The following is a 13880-nucleotide window of genomic DNA, read 5'->3' on the forward strand; positions in this document are numbered from 1 at the left end:
GCCGGTGTGCCGGGCGTTCACCCTGGGCACACCGGCCGTCGCCGGAACGTCACGGACCTCAGGTCCAGGCGAGCAACGCCGCCTCCGGGTCGGCGAGGAAGTCCCCGATGTCCCGCAGGAACTTCGAACCCAACTCGCCGTCGATGATCCGGTGATCGAAGGAGAGCCCCAGGGTGGTCACCTGGCGTGGCTTGACCTTGCCCTTGTGCACCCAGGGCAGCTCGCGTACCGCACCGAAGGCCAGGATCGCGGACTCGCCCGGAGGCAGGATCGGGGTGCCGGTGTCCACCCCGAACACCCCAACGTTGGTGATCGTCAGGGTGCCGCCGGACATGTCCGCCGGGGAGGTCCTCCCCGCCTTCGCCGTCTGCACCAGACCCGTCATCGCATCCGCCAGCTCACGCAGCGTGAGTCGGCCGGCGTCCTTGATGTTCGGCACGATCAGGCCACGCTCGGTGGCCGCCGCGATGCCCAGGTTGACGTACTCCTTGACGACGATCTCGTCGCCGGCCCAGGTCGAGTTGACCATCGGGTGCCGCCGGACCGCCAGCAGCACCGCCTTGGCGACCAGCAGCAACGGCGAGACCCGGACGTCCCGCCACTCCCGCCGCCCGCGCAGCCGGTCCAGCGCCTTCATCGCCCGGGTCACGTCCACGGTCAGGAACTCCGTGACGTGCGGGGCGGTGAACGCCGAGCGGGACATGTTCTCGGCGGTGAGCCGGCGTACCCCCTTGACCGGGATGCGCTGCTCGCGGTCCGCGCCGAAGCTCGCGGCCGAGGTGGTCGGCGACGTCGCCGCCAGCGGCTCGGCCACCACCGTGCTCCCGTCCACCGCCCGCTGTACGTCGTCGCGCGTGATCGAACCGAGCGGACCCGACCCGGTCAGCGTGGCCAGGTCGATCCCGAGGTCCTTGGCGAACTTGCGCACCGGCGGCTTCGCCAGCACCGGGCCACCCGCCCGGCCGTTGCCGTTCCCCGTCGGCGCGACCGACGCCGGAGCCACCGGCGCGGCCGGAACCGGCGTCGCGACCTGGGCCGGTGCGGCCGGCCGGGGGGTGGTGGCGGGTTGCTGGGGTGGACCGTCCTTGCGCTGCCGGCGCTTGGCCGGCCCGTTGCGCGGGCCGTAGCCGACCAGCACGGCGGTGCGCCCACCCGGGGCGACGCCGCCGATCAGACCCGGCTCGACCATGCCCTCGGCGGGCGCGACCTGCACCGCGGCCAGCGACGCGGCCGACGGGGTGGGCAGGTCCGCCGACGCGGCGGCGGTCGTCGACTCCGGCACCGGCCCGGCACCCGGGTCGGTGTCGATCGCGATGATCGGGGTGCCGACCTCGACCGTGGTCCCCTCCGGATGGAAGATCGACCGCACCTCACCGGCCCACTTCGCCGGGATCTCGACGGCCGCCTTGGCCGTCTCCACCTCGACGATCGGCTGGTTCAGCTCGATGACGTCGCCCACCTTGACCAGCCAGGCGAGGATCTCCCCCTCGGTCAGGCCCTCACCCAGGTCGGGCAGGTTGAATTCCTTGATCCGGGACATCGCGCTCACCAGCCGAAGGTGCGGTCGACGGCGTCGAGCACCCGGTCGAGGTCGGGCAGGTACTCCTCCTCCACCCGGCTGGCCGGGTAGGGGGTGTCGTAGCCGGTCACCCGCAGCACCGGGGACTCCAGGGAGTAGAAGCACTCCTCGGTGATCCGGGCCGCGACCTCCGAACCCAGCCCCAGGTTGCCGGGGGCCTCGTGGACGACCACGCACCGGCCGGTGCGCCGCACCGACTCGTAGGCGGCGGTCAGGTCCAGCGGGGAGAGCGTGCGCAGGTCGACGACCTCCAGCTCCCGGCCGTCCTCGGCGGCGGCGGTCGCCGCGTCCAGGCAGGTCCGCACCATCGGGCCGTACGCCAGCACGGTCGCGTCGGCGCCCGGCCGCACCACCCGGGCGGAGTGCAGCGGGTACGCCCCGGACAACGGGGCGTCCAACTCGACCGGGCCCTTCTCCCAGTAGCGCCGCTTCGGCTCCAGGAAGACGATCGGGTCGTCCGAGGCGATGGCCTGCTGGATCATCACGTACGCGTCCTGCGGGTTGGCGCAGGTCACCACCTTCAGCCCGGCGGTGTGCGCGAAGTACGCCTCCGGCGACTCGGAGTGGTGCTCGACCGCGCCGATGCCACCGCCGTAGGGGATCCGGATCACCATCGGGATGGTGACCTTCCCCTGCGACCGGTAGTGCATCTTGGCCACCTGCGACACGATCTGGTCGTACGCCGGGTAGACGAAGCCGTCGAACTGGATCTCGCAGATCGGCCGGAAACCCCGGATGGCCAGGCCGACGGCGGTGCCGATGATGCCGGACTCGGCCAGCGGGGTGTCGATCACCCGCTGGTCGCCGAAGTCCTTCTGCAACCCGTCGGTGATCCGGAAGACGCCGCCGAGCTTGCCGACGTCCTCGCCCATGATGACGACCTTCGGGTCGTTCTCCAGGGCGCGGCGCAGACCGGTGTTGAGGGCCTTGCCGAGGGTGAGCGTCTCCGTGGCCATCAGTGCGCGCTCCCCTCGAACGACTCCATGTAGGCGCTGAACCGGGCCCGCTGGGCGTCCAGCTCGGGCGAGCCGTGCGGGTAGACGTGGTCGAACATCGACACCGGTGCCGGGTCGGGCAGTTCGAGCACCCGTTCGCGCAGGTGCACCGCCTCGGCGCGGGCCTGCTCGTCGACCTCGGCGAAGAACGCGTCATCGGCGATCTGCTGCTTGTCGAGGAACGCCTTCATCCGGGCGATCGGGTCCTTGGCCTGCCAGGCCTCGACCTCGCTGGCGATCCGGTAGCGGGTCGGGTCGTCCGAGGTGGTGTGCGCGCCCATCCGGTAGGTGTACGCCTCGATCAGGCTGGGGCCCTGGCCGAGCCGGGCGTTGTCCAGCGCGTGCCGGGTCACCGCGTACGACGCGAGCACGTCGTTGCCGTCGACCCGGACGCCGGGGAAGCCGAAGCCACCGGCCCGCCGGTAGAGCGGGACCCGGGTCTGGCGCTCCAGCGGCTCGGAGATGGCGTACTGGTTGTTCTGGCAGAAGAAGACGAGGGGGGCGTTGAAGACGCTGGCCCAGACGAACGCCTCGTTGACGTCGCCCTGGCTGGTGGCGCCGTCGCCGAAGTAGGCGATCACCGCCTCGCCGTCCTCGGTGCCGGTCTTGCCGTCCATGTGGACGCCCATGGCGTACCCGGTCGCGTGCAGGGTCTGTGCCCCGATGACGATCGTGTACATGTTGAACTTGAACTCGTTCGGGTCCCAGCCGCCCTGGTCGACGCCGCGGAACAGGCCGAGCGGCATGATCGGGTCGATGCCCCGGCAGTAGAGGACGCCGTGCTCCCGGTAGGTCGGGAAGGCCATGTCCTGGCTGCGCAGCGCCCGCCCGGAGCCGACCTGGGCGGCCTCCTGGCCGAGCAGCGAGGCCCAGAGGCCCAACTCGCCCTGCCGCTGCAACGCGGTCGCCTCGGCGTCGAGCTTGCGGACCAGCACCAGGTCACGGTAGAGGCCGCGGTACTCCTCGTCGGTGAAGTCGACGCGGTACTCGGTGCCGTCCGGGCCGGTCGCGCTCTCGATCCGCTCGCCGGTGGGGGTGAGCAGTTGTACGAGTTCCGGCTCGCCGGTCGCGGCGGCTCGCCGGGACCGGGGTGCGGCTCGCCGGCCGCGGCTGGAGACCGCAGGGTCGCCCTTTGCCATCCGTCTCTCCCTGTCGTGTCTGTGCCCGAGCCGGGGGGTCACCCGTCCGCGCACAACGTGCGCCGGCCCGGCTGTTGCCGGACTGGTTCCTGGCGGCCGTGCCTAGCCCCGGTGGGGGTTGCCGCACGGCCTGAGCCGGATCCATGGGTCGAACCCGGTTCGGGAGCGTCGGCCACCAGTCACGCCTGCCACGGGGTACGCGGAGGTGCGGCTGCGTTGCCGTCGTGCCTGAATGATTGCAGAGGAGGTGAGCGGCCCCACAGTATGGCCCTCCCGCCGGTGGCGTTAAGTCCGCTTCACGACGCGTGGACTTTTTGTCGCGGGGCTGCCGCGCGGTGACGGACTTTTTGTGTGTCGACACGCTGTATTGGCTGGTGAACTGGGCGTCACTGGGTCAAGCTGGCCAGTGCTGGTGGGTGTTTAGCGAATAATGTCCGTTCTTGTCGGGCGGCCCACCGATGATCGCGTCCAGGTCGACGAGGGAGTGCTGCGGTGTCCGAGCCAGGTGACGGTCCTCCGGTACCCCTCCTCGGTCGGCACCGGGCCGGCGGTGGCAGCTACCGACGGATGATCGGCGTCCACCGCGCCCCCGGCCCCGGCGGGCCGCACCGGGGCTACCTGTTCACCGTCGCCCTGCTCGCCGGGGCCGCCTCGATGCCGGTGCTCGCCGCGATCAGCACCGGCTCGGCCACCGTGGGCAGCACCGCGCTGCCGGACGGCGGCACCCCGTTCCTGCCCACCCCGTCGGTCGGTCCGGTCGTCGTCCCGGTGCCCGCCACCGGTCGGCCGGCCCTCCCGCCGACCGGTGCACCGCCGCCCGCTCCGGCCGCCGCTCCGGCCCCGGCCGCCGTCGACGGCGGCTCCGCCCACCGCCCCGCTCCACCCCCGCCGGCACCCACCATGCCCCGGCCGATCCGCCGGACGTCTGCGCCCAACGCCCCGTCCCACCCCACCCCCACCGCCACGCCGAGCGCGGAACCGAGCCCGAGCGCCGAGCCGACCGCCACCCTCTCCGAGCCGCCACCGGAGCCGTCGCCGACCGCGGCGCCCTCCGACACCCCCACGCCGACCCCGGAACCCACGCCGACCCTGGAGCCGACCTCCACGCCCGAGCCCACGCCGACCCCCGGGCCCACCCCGACACCGGGACCCACCGTGACGGTCGACCCCCGGCCCACCGTCACGGTCACCCTGGTCCCCACCTCACGTCCCCGGCCCACCGCGACGGCGATCCCGACCGGCACGCCCCGCCCCGGCCGCCCGGTGGACGGGGTCCGGGCCGTGCCACGCCTCGGACCGGCCCCCGCCCGCCCGTCGATTCCGCCCGCCCGTCCGTCGGCCACCCCGGTCCCCGCACCGCAGACACCCGCCGTGCCCGCGTCGCAGACCTCCGCCGGACCCGCGTCGACCAGCCACGACACCCCCGACCCGGACGGTACGGTGACGGACGACGCCGCAGGCTGAGCCGCGTCGCCGCTGGCCCGGACGCCGCCGTCGACCCGTCGACCACCCCGGCGTGCCGGACCGGGCGCAACGGATGCGGGGGCGGAACGCTGAGTACGCGCGACGAGGGCGGCGACCGGCCGGCGGACACCTTCCGACGCCCCCCGGCCACCACCGATCCCGCCACCCCCGACCTGACCGGGCCTGCGCCGGTCGAGGGTGTCCCGGCCACTGCCGAGCCGGTCGTGCCGGTGGGGGTGGCGACCCGGGTGGCCCGGCTGGTGACCGAGGTGACCGCGCCGGCGGTGCTGGTCACCGGGCTGACCGTGGTGATCGGCTGGCACAGCGCGGGTGGGGCGCGCGGATTGGCCTGGGGGCTGCTCGCCACGGTCTTCGCCGCCGGTGTCCCGTTCGCGTACATCCTGGGTGGGGTGCGGCGGGGTCGACTCACCGATCATCACCTCGGTCGCCGCGAGCAGCGGCGGATGCCGCTGCTGCTCGGGCTCGCCTCGGCCGCGGCCGGGCTGGCCCTGCTCGCGGCGCTCGGCGCGCCGCGTCCGGTGCTGGCCCTGGTCGCGGCCGGGGTGGTCGGCCTGGTGGTGGCGGTGGCGGTCAGCCACTGGTGGAAGATGTCCATCCACTCCGCGGTGGCCGCCGGCACGCTGGTGGTGCTGGTGCTCACCTTCGGCCCCCGGCTGCTGCCGGCCGTGCCGCTGCTCGCCCTGGTCGGCTGGTCCCGGGTGCGGCTGCGCGACCACACCGTCGCGCAGGTCGTGGTGGGTGCGTTGGTGGGCGGGCTGGTGGCCGGGCTGGTCTACGTGCCGCTCTCCTGAGCCTCCGCTGCCGGCCGTGCGGCCGGCAGCAGTGCCCGGCGAGCCGGTGTCCCACCAGGTGCCGGTGCCGGTCGGACCGGTGGCAGGTGGCCGGGCTGCGCATCGACCCGGTCGGAGCCTCGGGCCCGGCGGGCGGTTCAGGATTCGGGGCGGAGCATGGGCGGGTGGAGCCGGGTGGCCGGGCCCCGGCGGAAAAGCTGGGCGGGTCGTCCCCGGTCGCCCTCGGTGGCCCGGCCGGCGGGGCTGACGAAGCCGGGGGTGCCGGTGACCTTGCGGTGGAAGTTGCGCGGATCCAACCGGGTGCCCCAGACCGTCTCGTAGACGGCCCGCAACTGGGCCACGGTGAACTCCGGTGGACAGAAGGCGCTGGCCAGCGGCGTGTACTCCAGCTTCGCGCGGGCCCGTTCCAGGCCGTCGGCGACGATCCGGTCGTGGTCGAAGGCGAGTTGGCCGGGGGCGAGCCGGGTGACCGGCACCCACTCGGCCGAGGCGGCGTCCGAGCCGGCCACCGGGGTGGGCAGGTCGGGCAGCAGGGCCAGCCAGGCCACGGTGACCACCCGTCCACGCGGGTCGCGGTCGGGTCGGCCGTACGTGCCGAGTTGTTCGAGGTGGCCGGCCGGTTCGGGTAGCCCGGTCTCCTCGGTCAGCTCCCGGACGGCGGCGTCGGGCAGGTCCTCGTCGATGCCGACGAAGCCGCCCGGCAGCGCCCACCGGCCCCGGTCCGGCGGGATGCCCCGGCGGACCAGCAGCAGGTGCAGTTCGTCGGCGCGCACGGTGAGCACCACCAGGTCCACCGTCACGGCGAAGGGCGGGTAGTCGGTCATCTCTTTATCACCACCTTGACGATAAGGTACCAGAGAGGTTATCGTCGAGACGACGAAAAAGGGGAGGGTGCGAGACATGGCCGACGTGACGAGACGACTCTTCCTGCGCCACCTGCGCGGGACACCGACCAGCTGGGTGCGGCTGCACGTCGACGGGCGGGTCCGCCGGGAGGGGACCGGCCAGTCGTTCTGGTACCGGCCGCTGACCGCCGTGCTGAGCGAGGTGCCGGTGGACGACCGGGAGCTGCCCCTGCTCTTCCACGCCCGCACCGGCGACTTCGCCGACATCACCGTCCAGGCCACCGTGACCTACCGGGTGGCCGACCCGACACTGGCCGCCGCCCGGCTCGACTTCTCGGTCGACCCACGCACCGGCAAGGCCCGGTCCCGGCCGCTCGACCAGGTGGCCACGCTGCTGGCCGAGCTGGCCCAGCAGCCCGCCCTCGACCTGCTCGCCCGGGTCCCGCTGGCCGAGGCGTTGACCACGATCGCCCCCATCCGGGAGGCGGTCTCCGCAGCGCTCGACACCGAGCCCCGGCTCGCCGACATCGGGGTGGCCGTGGTCAGCGCCCGGGTGGTCGCCGTGCGGCCCGAGCCCGAGCTGGAACGCGCCCTCCAGACCCCCACCCGGGAGGCCGTGCAGGTGCAGGCCGACCGGGCCACCTACGCCCGCCGGGCGCAGGCCGTCGAGCAGGAACGCGGCATCGCCGAGAACGAACTCCAGAACAAGATCGAGCTGGCCCGCCGGGAACAGCAGCTCGTCGAGCAGCACGGCGCGAACACCCGCCGCCGGGCCGAACTCGACGCCGCCGCCGAGCTGGCCACCGCCCACGGCAAGGCGGAGCGGGAGCAGGTCGCCAACGCCGCCGCCGCCGAACGCGCCCGGGTGCTCGCCACCGCCGAAGCAGAGAAGGAACGACTGCTCGCCGCCGGTGCCGCCGACAAGGAGCGGCTGCTCGCCCTGGCCAAGGCCGAGACGGTACGCGCCGTCGGCGCCGCCGAGGCCGAGGCGGAGGCGGCGAAGCTGGCCACGTACGCCACCCTGCCGCCGGGGGTGCTGCAAGCCCTCACCGTCCGGGAACTCGCCGGCCAGCTCCCGCCGATCGGCCAGCTCACCGTCACCCCGGACCTGCTGGCCGACCTGCTCGGCCGGCTCACCGGGCCGACCGGGACGGTCGACCGGTGAGCGGCACACTGACCCCGCGGGTGGTGGTGGTCCGCCGCCGCAGCGAGCTGGAGGAACTGCTCGCCCGGCACGGCACCCGGGCGGCGGCCCAGTGGTACCTGCGCGCCCGGGGTCGGGACCTGGCCGAGGCGGTGGACCGGCACGAGGCCCTCCAGGCGGCGCTGACCGCCGTCGGGGCCGCCGTCCCGGCCGACTGGCGGCGTGGCACGGTCGACCGGGACGACCTGCCCCGGTTCCTGTTCGGCCCGGAGGACGTGATCGTCGCCGTCGGCCCGGACGGCCTGGTCGCCAACGTGGCGAAGTACCTCACCGGGCAGCCCGTCGTCGGCGTCGACCCGGAGCCGGGCCGCAACGCCGGGGTGCTGGTCCGGTGCACCGGCGACCAGGTGGCCGGGCTGCTCCCGGCGGTGGCCGCCGGAGCCGCGCCGCTGCGGCACCGGGCCATGGTCCGGGCCACCCTCGACGACGGGCAGGAGCTGGTCGGCCTCAACGAGGTGTACGTCGGGCACGCCTCCCACCAGTCGGCCCGCTACCTGCTCGACGTCGCCGGGGACGGCCGGCCCCGGCGGGAACGGCAGTCGTCCTCCGGGGTGGTCGTCGGCACCGGCACCGGGGCCACCGGCTGGTGCGCCTCGATCGCCCGGGACCGACCGGCCGCCGCCCCGCCCCCCGCCCCGGAGGAGCCGGCCCTGTGCTGGTATGTGCGGGAGGCGTGGCCCTCGCCGGTCACCGGGGTCGAGCTGGTCGCCGGCCGCCTCGACGGCACCGACGCGCTGGAGCTGACCGCCGAGTCCGACGGCCTGGTGGCGTTCGCCGACGGGCTGGAGGCCGACCGGCTGGCGCTGCGCTGGGGCCAGCGGGTACGCCTCGACGTCGCCCCCGGCCGGCTGGCCCTGGTCGAGCCGTGAGCGTCGGGCACCCCCGGTCGTGCGGGCCCGCGCCGGACCCCGGCCGCCGGCCACCCCGGATCGGACCCGGACCGGGCTGACCCGGCAGGGCGTCGGCGCGTTCCCGGGGCGACGACTCCCCGGACCGTCAGGGGGTGTCGTCGCCGAGACGCTGCCGGTTGGCCTCGATCCAGGCGTCCAGGGCGACCGGGTCGTCCGGGTCGATGCCGTCGGCCATCAACTGGGCCACCGCCGCCGTCGCCGGGCTGCGCCGCTCGCCTGTCGAATAGAGCCGGGCGAACTCCGGCACCAGCTCCTCGATCGCCTCGTCGGTCTGGGTGCCGGCCCGTTCGGGCAGCCCCCGCCGGCGGGCCGCGAACGCCGCCCAGGCGCGCAGCACCCGGGGCAGCAGCGCCGCGTCGTCCATGTCGAGCACGGCCCGCCGGTGCACCCAGTCGAGCAGGAACAACCCGACCACCGCCGGACTCCAGCGCAGCGGGTCGGCGTCCGGGAAGCTCGCCGCGTGGTCGAAGAGCAGCCCCAGGCAGAAGTGCAGCGAGGCCAGCTCCGCGTCGCTGTCGAGGGTGTTCAGCCCGTGGCGGGCCGCCTCGGGGGACGCCAGGAAGGCCCGGACCAGCGTGGTGCGCTCGTCGGTGCTGAGCGGCTGGGCGTCCCAGCCGGCGGTCCCGGCGCTCGCCTCGGGCAGCACCGCCAACCGCGCCCCGACCAACGCCCGGTCGGTGGCGAGAGAACCCTCGGCGGGCAGGTCACCGAGGTCGTCGGTGATCGCCAGGTGGCGGCCCACCTCGCCGTGCATCCGGGCGGGGTCCTCCTCCCGGAACCAGGTCAGGTCGTCGTCGGCGCACATCTGCCGGACCTGCTCCAGGATCCGCTCGGCCGGGCCGCCCACGAAGACGTCCTTGGTGATGCCGATGTTGTGGTCGACCAGTGCCACCAGGGCGTGCTCCGGGCCGCCCGACTCGTCGTCGTAGGCGAAGGTGGCCAGATAGGAGGTCTGGTCGCCGTACACGTCGCCGTACGACCAGGTGCCGGTGAGGTGGACCCGGCCGAGCTGGCCGGCCCAGGCCGGGGCCTGCGCGCCGGGGCGGACCTTCGCCGCGCCCTCGGCGTCCGGCACCAGTGCGGCGAAGACCTGGCGGATGGTGGTGGCGGCGGCCGTCCGGCGACGGGAGGTGGCGGCGAGGAAACCGGAGACGAACTCCCGGACCGCCGCCTCCCGGTCGGTCTCGGCGATCGCGTAGACGCTGCCCAGCAGCGCCGTGCCGAGCATCTCGGCGTCGAGCGCGCAGTCCAGCCTGGTCACGTCGCGGGCCGCGGAGAGCACCGCGTCGTAGGGGGTCTTTGGCGTGGCCATGGCACGACCCTACGCCGCCGCGCCGCCCCGGACACCCGCGCCGGCGGCGGCGATCAACGGGTGGCGTCCTGCCAGGCGCAGCGGGCGAGGGCGTACCGGTCGAGGAGGGCCCGGACCGGGATGAGGACGTACTCCGCGCCGACCCGGGCGACCGCCTCGGTGAGCCGTTGCTCGGCCCGCTGCCGGGCCCGTCGGGCCGCCCAGCGGATCACCGGCCGGGTCACCGCGGCCAGCAGCAGGCCGGCGAGCAGCCCACCGAGCAGGAGTACGGTCGGCAGCGGCGTCTCACCCACCCGGGGGTACTCCAGCGCCGGCAGCCCGAGGGCGCGCAGCGCGTAGCCGAGCACCAGCCAGCCCAGCCCGGCCAGGGCGGCGAGGGTGACCAGCCACTGGAGGGCACCCACCAGTTGCCACCAGAACGGCCGGCGGTCCATCCCCAGGTCGGTGCCGGCGACCGCCCCGTCCAGCGCGTCCGGCAGGTCGGCCAGCCGGGACCGGGCGGCGGCGGTCACCGCGGCCGGCCAGGGCGCCGGCAGCTCCCCGCCGGACCGGTCGCCGACGGCGCGGATGGCCAGCCCGAGTGCGGACTGCTGGGCGGCCGTCGGGTCGGGCAGCGAGGTGGCCGCGAGCAGGGGCTCCGGGCCCTGCGGATCGGTCGTCGGGCCGGGCAGGTGCAGCCGGCGCAGCGGGTCGGGGCGCAGCTTGCGCCAACCGCGTACCAACGGCCAGCCGGTGGTCCCGGCGGCCCGGTGCCGGTACGCCCCTCGACCGCGCCCGCCACCGCCGGCACCCCGGCGGCCTCGGCCAGCGCCCGGTCCAGGGCACGGACCGTCCCGGCGTCCGGGACGTGCCCCGGGGCCTCGACGGCGACCAGTTCACCCAGGGCCGCCGCCACCGTGTCGGCGTCGCCGGAGAGCCGGCGCAGCGCGGCCTGCCGATCCGACACCGCCCGTTCCAGCGCCTCCCGCAGCCCGGTCATCCCGTCCGGCTCGACCGCCGTGGTGGCCAGCAGCGGCACCCCGTCGAGCCCGTCGACGTCGAGCAGCCGCCGCAGGTCGGCGAGGACCCGGGGCAGCTCGGCCGGGGGCAGCCGGTCGGCCTGGTTGAGCACCACCACCGTCACCTCCCGGTGCCGGTGGAACTCGCGCAGGTAGCTGTTGTGGATCACCCGGTCGGCGTACTTCTGCGGGTCGACCACCCAGACCACCAGGTCGACCAGGCCGAGCAGCCGGTCCACCTCCAGCCGGTGGGACCGCTGCACCGAGTCGAAGTCGGGCAGGTCGAGCAGGATCAACCCGTGCAGGGCCGACTCGTCGTCGCCGTCCAGCGCGCTCTCCCGGACGAACCGGTGCCGGGGCAGCACGCCGACCCAGTCGAGCAGCCGGTTGCCCCCGTCCAGCGGCCCCCAGACGCAGGCGTGCGCGACACCGGTGGTGGGCCGGCGCACCCCGACCGGGGAGAGTTCCATCTGGGCCAGGGAGTTGAACAGGCTGGACTTGCCACTGCCGGTGGCGCCGGCCAACGCGACCACGGTGTGGTCCCGGGACAGCGACAACCGGGTGCCGGCCCGTTCGACCAGGGTGTGCGCGCCGACCAGCCGGGTGTCGGGCACCTCGCCGTCGACCGCGTCGAGGAACCGGCGGATCGCGTCGAGGCGGGCCACCAGGGCATCGGCGTCGACACGCTGGTCACCCCGGAGCGCTTCGCGCATCCGGCCGACGATGTTGGTCACCGGGAGCCGTCCTCGGAGGTCGGGGTCGGGATGGGCAGGGCCTGACCGGCCCGGTCGGCGAGGCCGCTGCGGTGCCGGGCCACCTCGACCCGGCCGCCGGCCCGGCGCAGCCCCGCGCCGGCCTCCGCGCCGGGTCGGGCCGCGTCGGTGCGGTCCAGGTAACGGGCCGCTTCCTCGTCCAGCAGTGCGCGGACCCGCTCCAGCAGGTCACCCCGGGCCTTCGCGGCGAGGGTACGCACCGCCTGGTCGCCGAAGATCGCCTGGAGCACGGCCTGCGCGGCGACGGTGGTGCCGGCGCCGGTTGCCACCTCCAGCCCGGTCGGGATGAAGGCGGTGGAGGCGAAGACGGCGATCATCACGGCCAGCCCGGTGGCGTTGACCGCGTACGCGGCCGTCCGGGCCACGAACCGTCGGTCGCCGCCCTCCTCCCGGACCAGCTCCAGCACCCCGCGCTGCCAGTCCCGGACCAGCCGCTCGGCCCGCTCGGGCAGGTCCGCCGAGGCGTGCGCCAGCGGCGGGTCGAGCAGCGCGACCCCGGCCGGGTTCGCCTTCCAGGCGGTGTACGCGCTCTCCGCCGCCTCGGAGGCGACCCCGCGCAGCAGGGTGACCAGTTGCGACTCGATGGCGTTGCGCAGGTCGGTGGCGGGGGTGGCGGGCCGGCCGGTGACCGCGGCGACGACCCGGTCGCGCAGCCGGCCGATCCGGGCCTCCAGGGTCCGGAAGAACTCGCCGGTGCCGACGAACTCCTGCCAGCGGGCGAGCACCTCGCCGCGGAGCAACCGGCCGTCCTTCAGCCCCTCGGCCACGGTCCGGTGCGCGCCCCGGTAGGCGGCCCGGACCCGGTCGTCCAGCGCGTCGGCGGCGGCCACCTGCTCGTCGGCCGCGTCGGCGAGCATCTCCACCGTGGGGTGCAGCGAGGCGAGCGCGCCGTCCAGGGTCTGCCGGACCACGGCGGCCCGGGCCTCGGCGTCGGCGGCGAGCCGGGCGAACCAGCTGCCCAGGGGGGCGGTGACCCGGTCGGGCAGCAGGCCCTGGCCGTCGACCCAGGTCTCCGGCAGGACGAACAGCGGTGCCGCACCGAGCTCCTGGGCGGCGAGCATCTCGGACAGGTGGGCGGCGACCTCGTCGGCGGCCTCGGGAGGCACCCGGTCGAGCACCATGGCGATCGCGGCCCCCCGGGAGCGGGCGGTGCGCAGCAGCTCCCACGGGACGGCGTCGGCGTACCGGGCGGCGGTGGTGACGAAGAGCCAGAGATCGGCGGCGGCGAGCAGTTGACCGGCGAGGGCCCGGTTGGCGTCGACCACCGAGTCGATGTCGGGGGCGTCGAGGAAGGCCAGCCCGGGTGGGAGCGCGGGCGCGGTGACCAGCTGCAGGGTGCCCGGGTCCTCGCTGGGCTCGTTGGTGCGGGTCAGGCCGGGCAGCAGCTCACCCTGGCGGAACCAGGCGGAGTCGGCCGGGTTGCAGACCAGCACCGGGGACCGGGTGGTGGGGCGGAGCACACCGGCGGCGCTCACCCGGGCCTGGACCAGGCTGTTGACCAGGGTCGACTTGCCCGCGCCGGTGGAGCCGCCGACGACCACGAGCAGTGGGGCGTCGAGTCGGGCCAGCCGGGGCAGCAGATAGTCGTCGAGCTGGTCGGTCAGCGTCCGGCCGGTGTGCCGGGCGGGTTCGGCCGAGGGCAGCGCCAGCGGGAACCGGGCCGCGCCGATCGCGGCCCGCAGGCCGGTGAGGGCGGCGGGCAGGCCGTCTCCGGTGGGGCCGGGCGGCGTCTCGTCGGTCTCCGACGGCCCGGTGCGGGCGGCGACGGTGGGCGCGCCGGACCGGGTGGCGGGATCGCCGTGCGTCGTCACCGCTAAAGCGTGCCCGACCGAGGCAACGGAGACAACC

General features: G+C 75.2%; 10 protein-coding genes and 1 pseudogene. 4 read left to right on the forward strand and 7 right to left on the reverse strand.

Going from position 1 to position 13880, the window contains the following annotated elements; translation table 11 throughout:
• Positions 1-58 precede the first annotated feature (58 nt).
• The 3 genes from ACQP1S_RS00820 to pdhA are packed head-to-tail and all read right to left on the reverse strand — an operon-like array spanning position 59 to position 3713.
• Positions 59-1540, reverse strand: a complete 1482-nt coding sequence (locus tag ACQP1S_RS00820) for a dihydrolipoamide acetyltransferase family protein (RefSeq protein WP_432907673.1) — start codon at positions 1538-1540, stop codon at positions 59-61.
• Positions 1541-1545: 5 nt separating this feature from the next.
• A complete protein-coding gene (locus ACQP1S_RS00825; protein WP_432902074.1) occupies positions 1546-2535 on the reverse strand; it encodes an alpha-ketoacid dehydrogenase subunit beta in 990 nt (329 codons plus the stop codon).
• Complete coding sequence (gene pdhA / locus ACQP1S_RS00830) at positions 2535-3713, reverse strand: pyruvate dehydrogenase (acetyl-transferring) E1 component subunit alpha (protein ID WP_357901191.1); 1179 nt, start codon at positions 3711-3713, stop codon at positions 2535-2537. The genes ACQP1S_RS00825 and pdhA overlap by 1 nt, the downstream gene beginning before the upstream one ends.
• A gap of 492 nt (positions 3714-4205) precedes the next feature.
• Between pdhA and ACQP1S_RS00835 the strand changes: the two genes are divergently transcribed.
• A complete protein-coding gene (locus tag ACQP1S_RS00835) occupies positions 4206-5177 on the forward strand; it encodes a hypothetical protein (RefSeq protein ID WP_432902076.1) in 972 nt (323 codons plus the stop codon).
• Between the two features lie 230 nt (positions 5178-5407).
• A complete protein-coding gene (locus ACQP1S_RS00840) occupies positions 5408-5989 on the forward strand; it encodes a phosphatase PAP2 family protein (RefSeq protein ID WP_432902078.1) in 582 nt (193 codons plus the stop codon).
• Positions 5990-6126: 137 nt separating this feature from the next.
• Here ACQP1S_RS00840 and ACQP1S_RS00845 read toward each other — a convergent pair whose 3' ends face one another.
• Entirely contained in the window at positions 6127-6813 is a 687-nt protein-coding gene (locus ACQP1S_RS00845) for an NUDIX hydrolase (RefSeq protein WP_432902080.1), read from the reverse strand.
• Positions 6814-6889: 76 nt separating this feature from the next.
• On the opposite strand from ACQP1S_RS00845, the gene ACQP1S_RS00850 reads away from it, so the two are divergent.
• Both ACQP1S_RS00850 and ACQP1S_RS00855 read left to right on the forward strand, forming a co-directional pair.
• Complete coding sequence (locus ACQP1S_RS00850) at positions 6890-7999, forward strand: SPFH domain-containing protein (RefSeq protein ID WP_432902082.1); 1110 nt, start codon at positions 6890-6892, stop codon at positions 7997-7999.
• Positions 7996-8907 (forward strand): hypothetical protein, encoded by a 912-nt coding sequence (locus ACQP1S_RS00855; RefSeq protein ID WP_432902084.1) that lies wholly within the window; start codon positions 7996-7998, stop codon positions 8905-8907. Before ACQP1S_RS00850 ends, ACQP1S_RS00855 begins: the two co-directional genes overlap by 4 nt.
• Positions 8908-9034: 127 nt before the next feature.
• Here ACQP1S_RS00855 and ACQP1S_RS00860 read toward each other — a convergent pair whose 3' ends face one another.
• The 3 genes and pseudogenes from ACQP1S_RS00860 to ACQP1S_RS00870 all read right to left on the reverse strand — a co-directional run bounded on the left by ACQP1S_RS00860 (position 9035) and on the right by ACQP1S_RS00870 (position 13843).
• Positions 9035-10261 carry a hypothetical protein gene (locus tag ACQP1S_RS00860; protein ID WP_432902086.1) on the reverse strand — a complete coding sequence of 409 codons (1227 nt, stop codon included), beginning with the start codon at positions 10259-10261 and terminating at the stop codon, positions 9035-9037.
• Positions 10262-10314: 53 nt separating this feature from the next.
• Positions 10315-11972, reverse strand: a pseudogene (locus tag ACQP1S_RS00865) (GTPase).
• Between the two features lie 17 nt (positions 11973-11989).
• Positions 11990-13843 carry a GTPase domain-containing protein gene (locus ACQP1S_RS00870; RefSeq protein ID WP_091252226.1) on the reverse strand — a complete coding sequence of 618 codons (1854 nt, stop codon included), beginning with the start codon at positions 13841-13843 and terminating at the stop codon, positions 11990-11992.
• Positions 13844-13880: the final 37 nt, after the last annotated feature.

The organism is Micromonospora matsumotoense (assembly GCF_050951065.1).
GTDB classification, from domain to species: Bacteria; Actinomycetota; Actinomycetes; order Mycobacteriales; family Micromonosporaceae; genus Micromonospora; species Micromonospora matsumotoensis.

What these genes read in the sequence shown, in the direction of transcription:
- ACQP1S_RS00820 (WP_432907673.1), bottom strand. Translation starts at nt 1,540, where the DNA reads ATGTCCCGGATCAAGGAATTCAACCTGCCCGACCTGGGTGAGGGCCTG.
- ACQP1S_RS00825 (WP_432902074.1), bottom strand. Translation starts at nt 2,535, where the DNA reads ATGGCCACGGAGACGCTCACCCTCGGCAAGGCCCTCAACACCGGTCTG.
- pdhA (WP_357901191.1), bottom strand. Translation starts at nt 3,713, where the DNA reads ATGGCAAAGGGCGACCCTGCGGTCTCCAGCCGCGGCCGGCGAGCCGCA.
- ACQP1S_RS00845 (WP_432902080.1), bottom strand. Translation starts at nt 6,813, where the DNA reads ATGACCGACTACCCGCCCTTCGCCGTGACGGTGGACCTGGTGGTGCTC.
- ACQP1S_RS00850 (WP_432902082.1), top strand. Translation starts at nt 6,890, where the DNA reads ATGGCCGACGTGACGAGACGACTCTTCCTGCGCCACCTGCGCGGGACA.
- ACQP1S_RS00860 (WP_432902086.1), bottom strand. Translation starts at nt 10,261, where the DNA reads ATGGCCACGCCAAAGACCCCCTACGACGCGGTGCTCTCCGCGGCCCGC.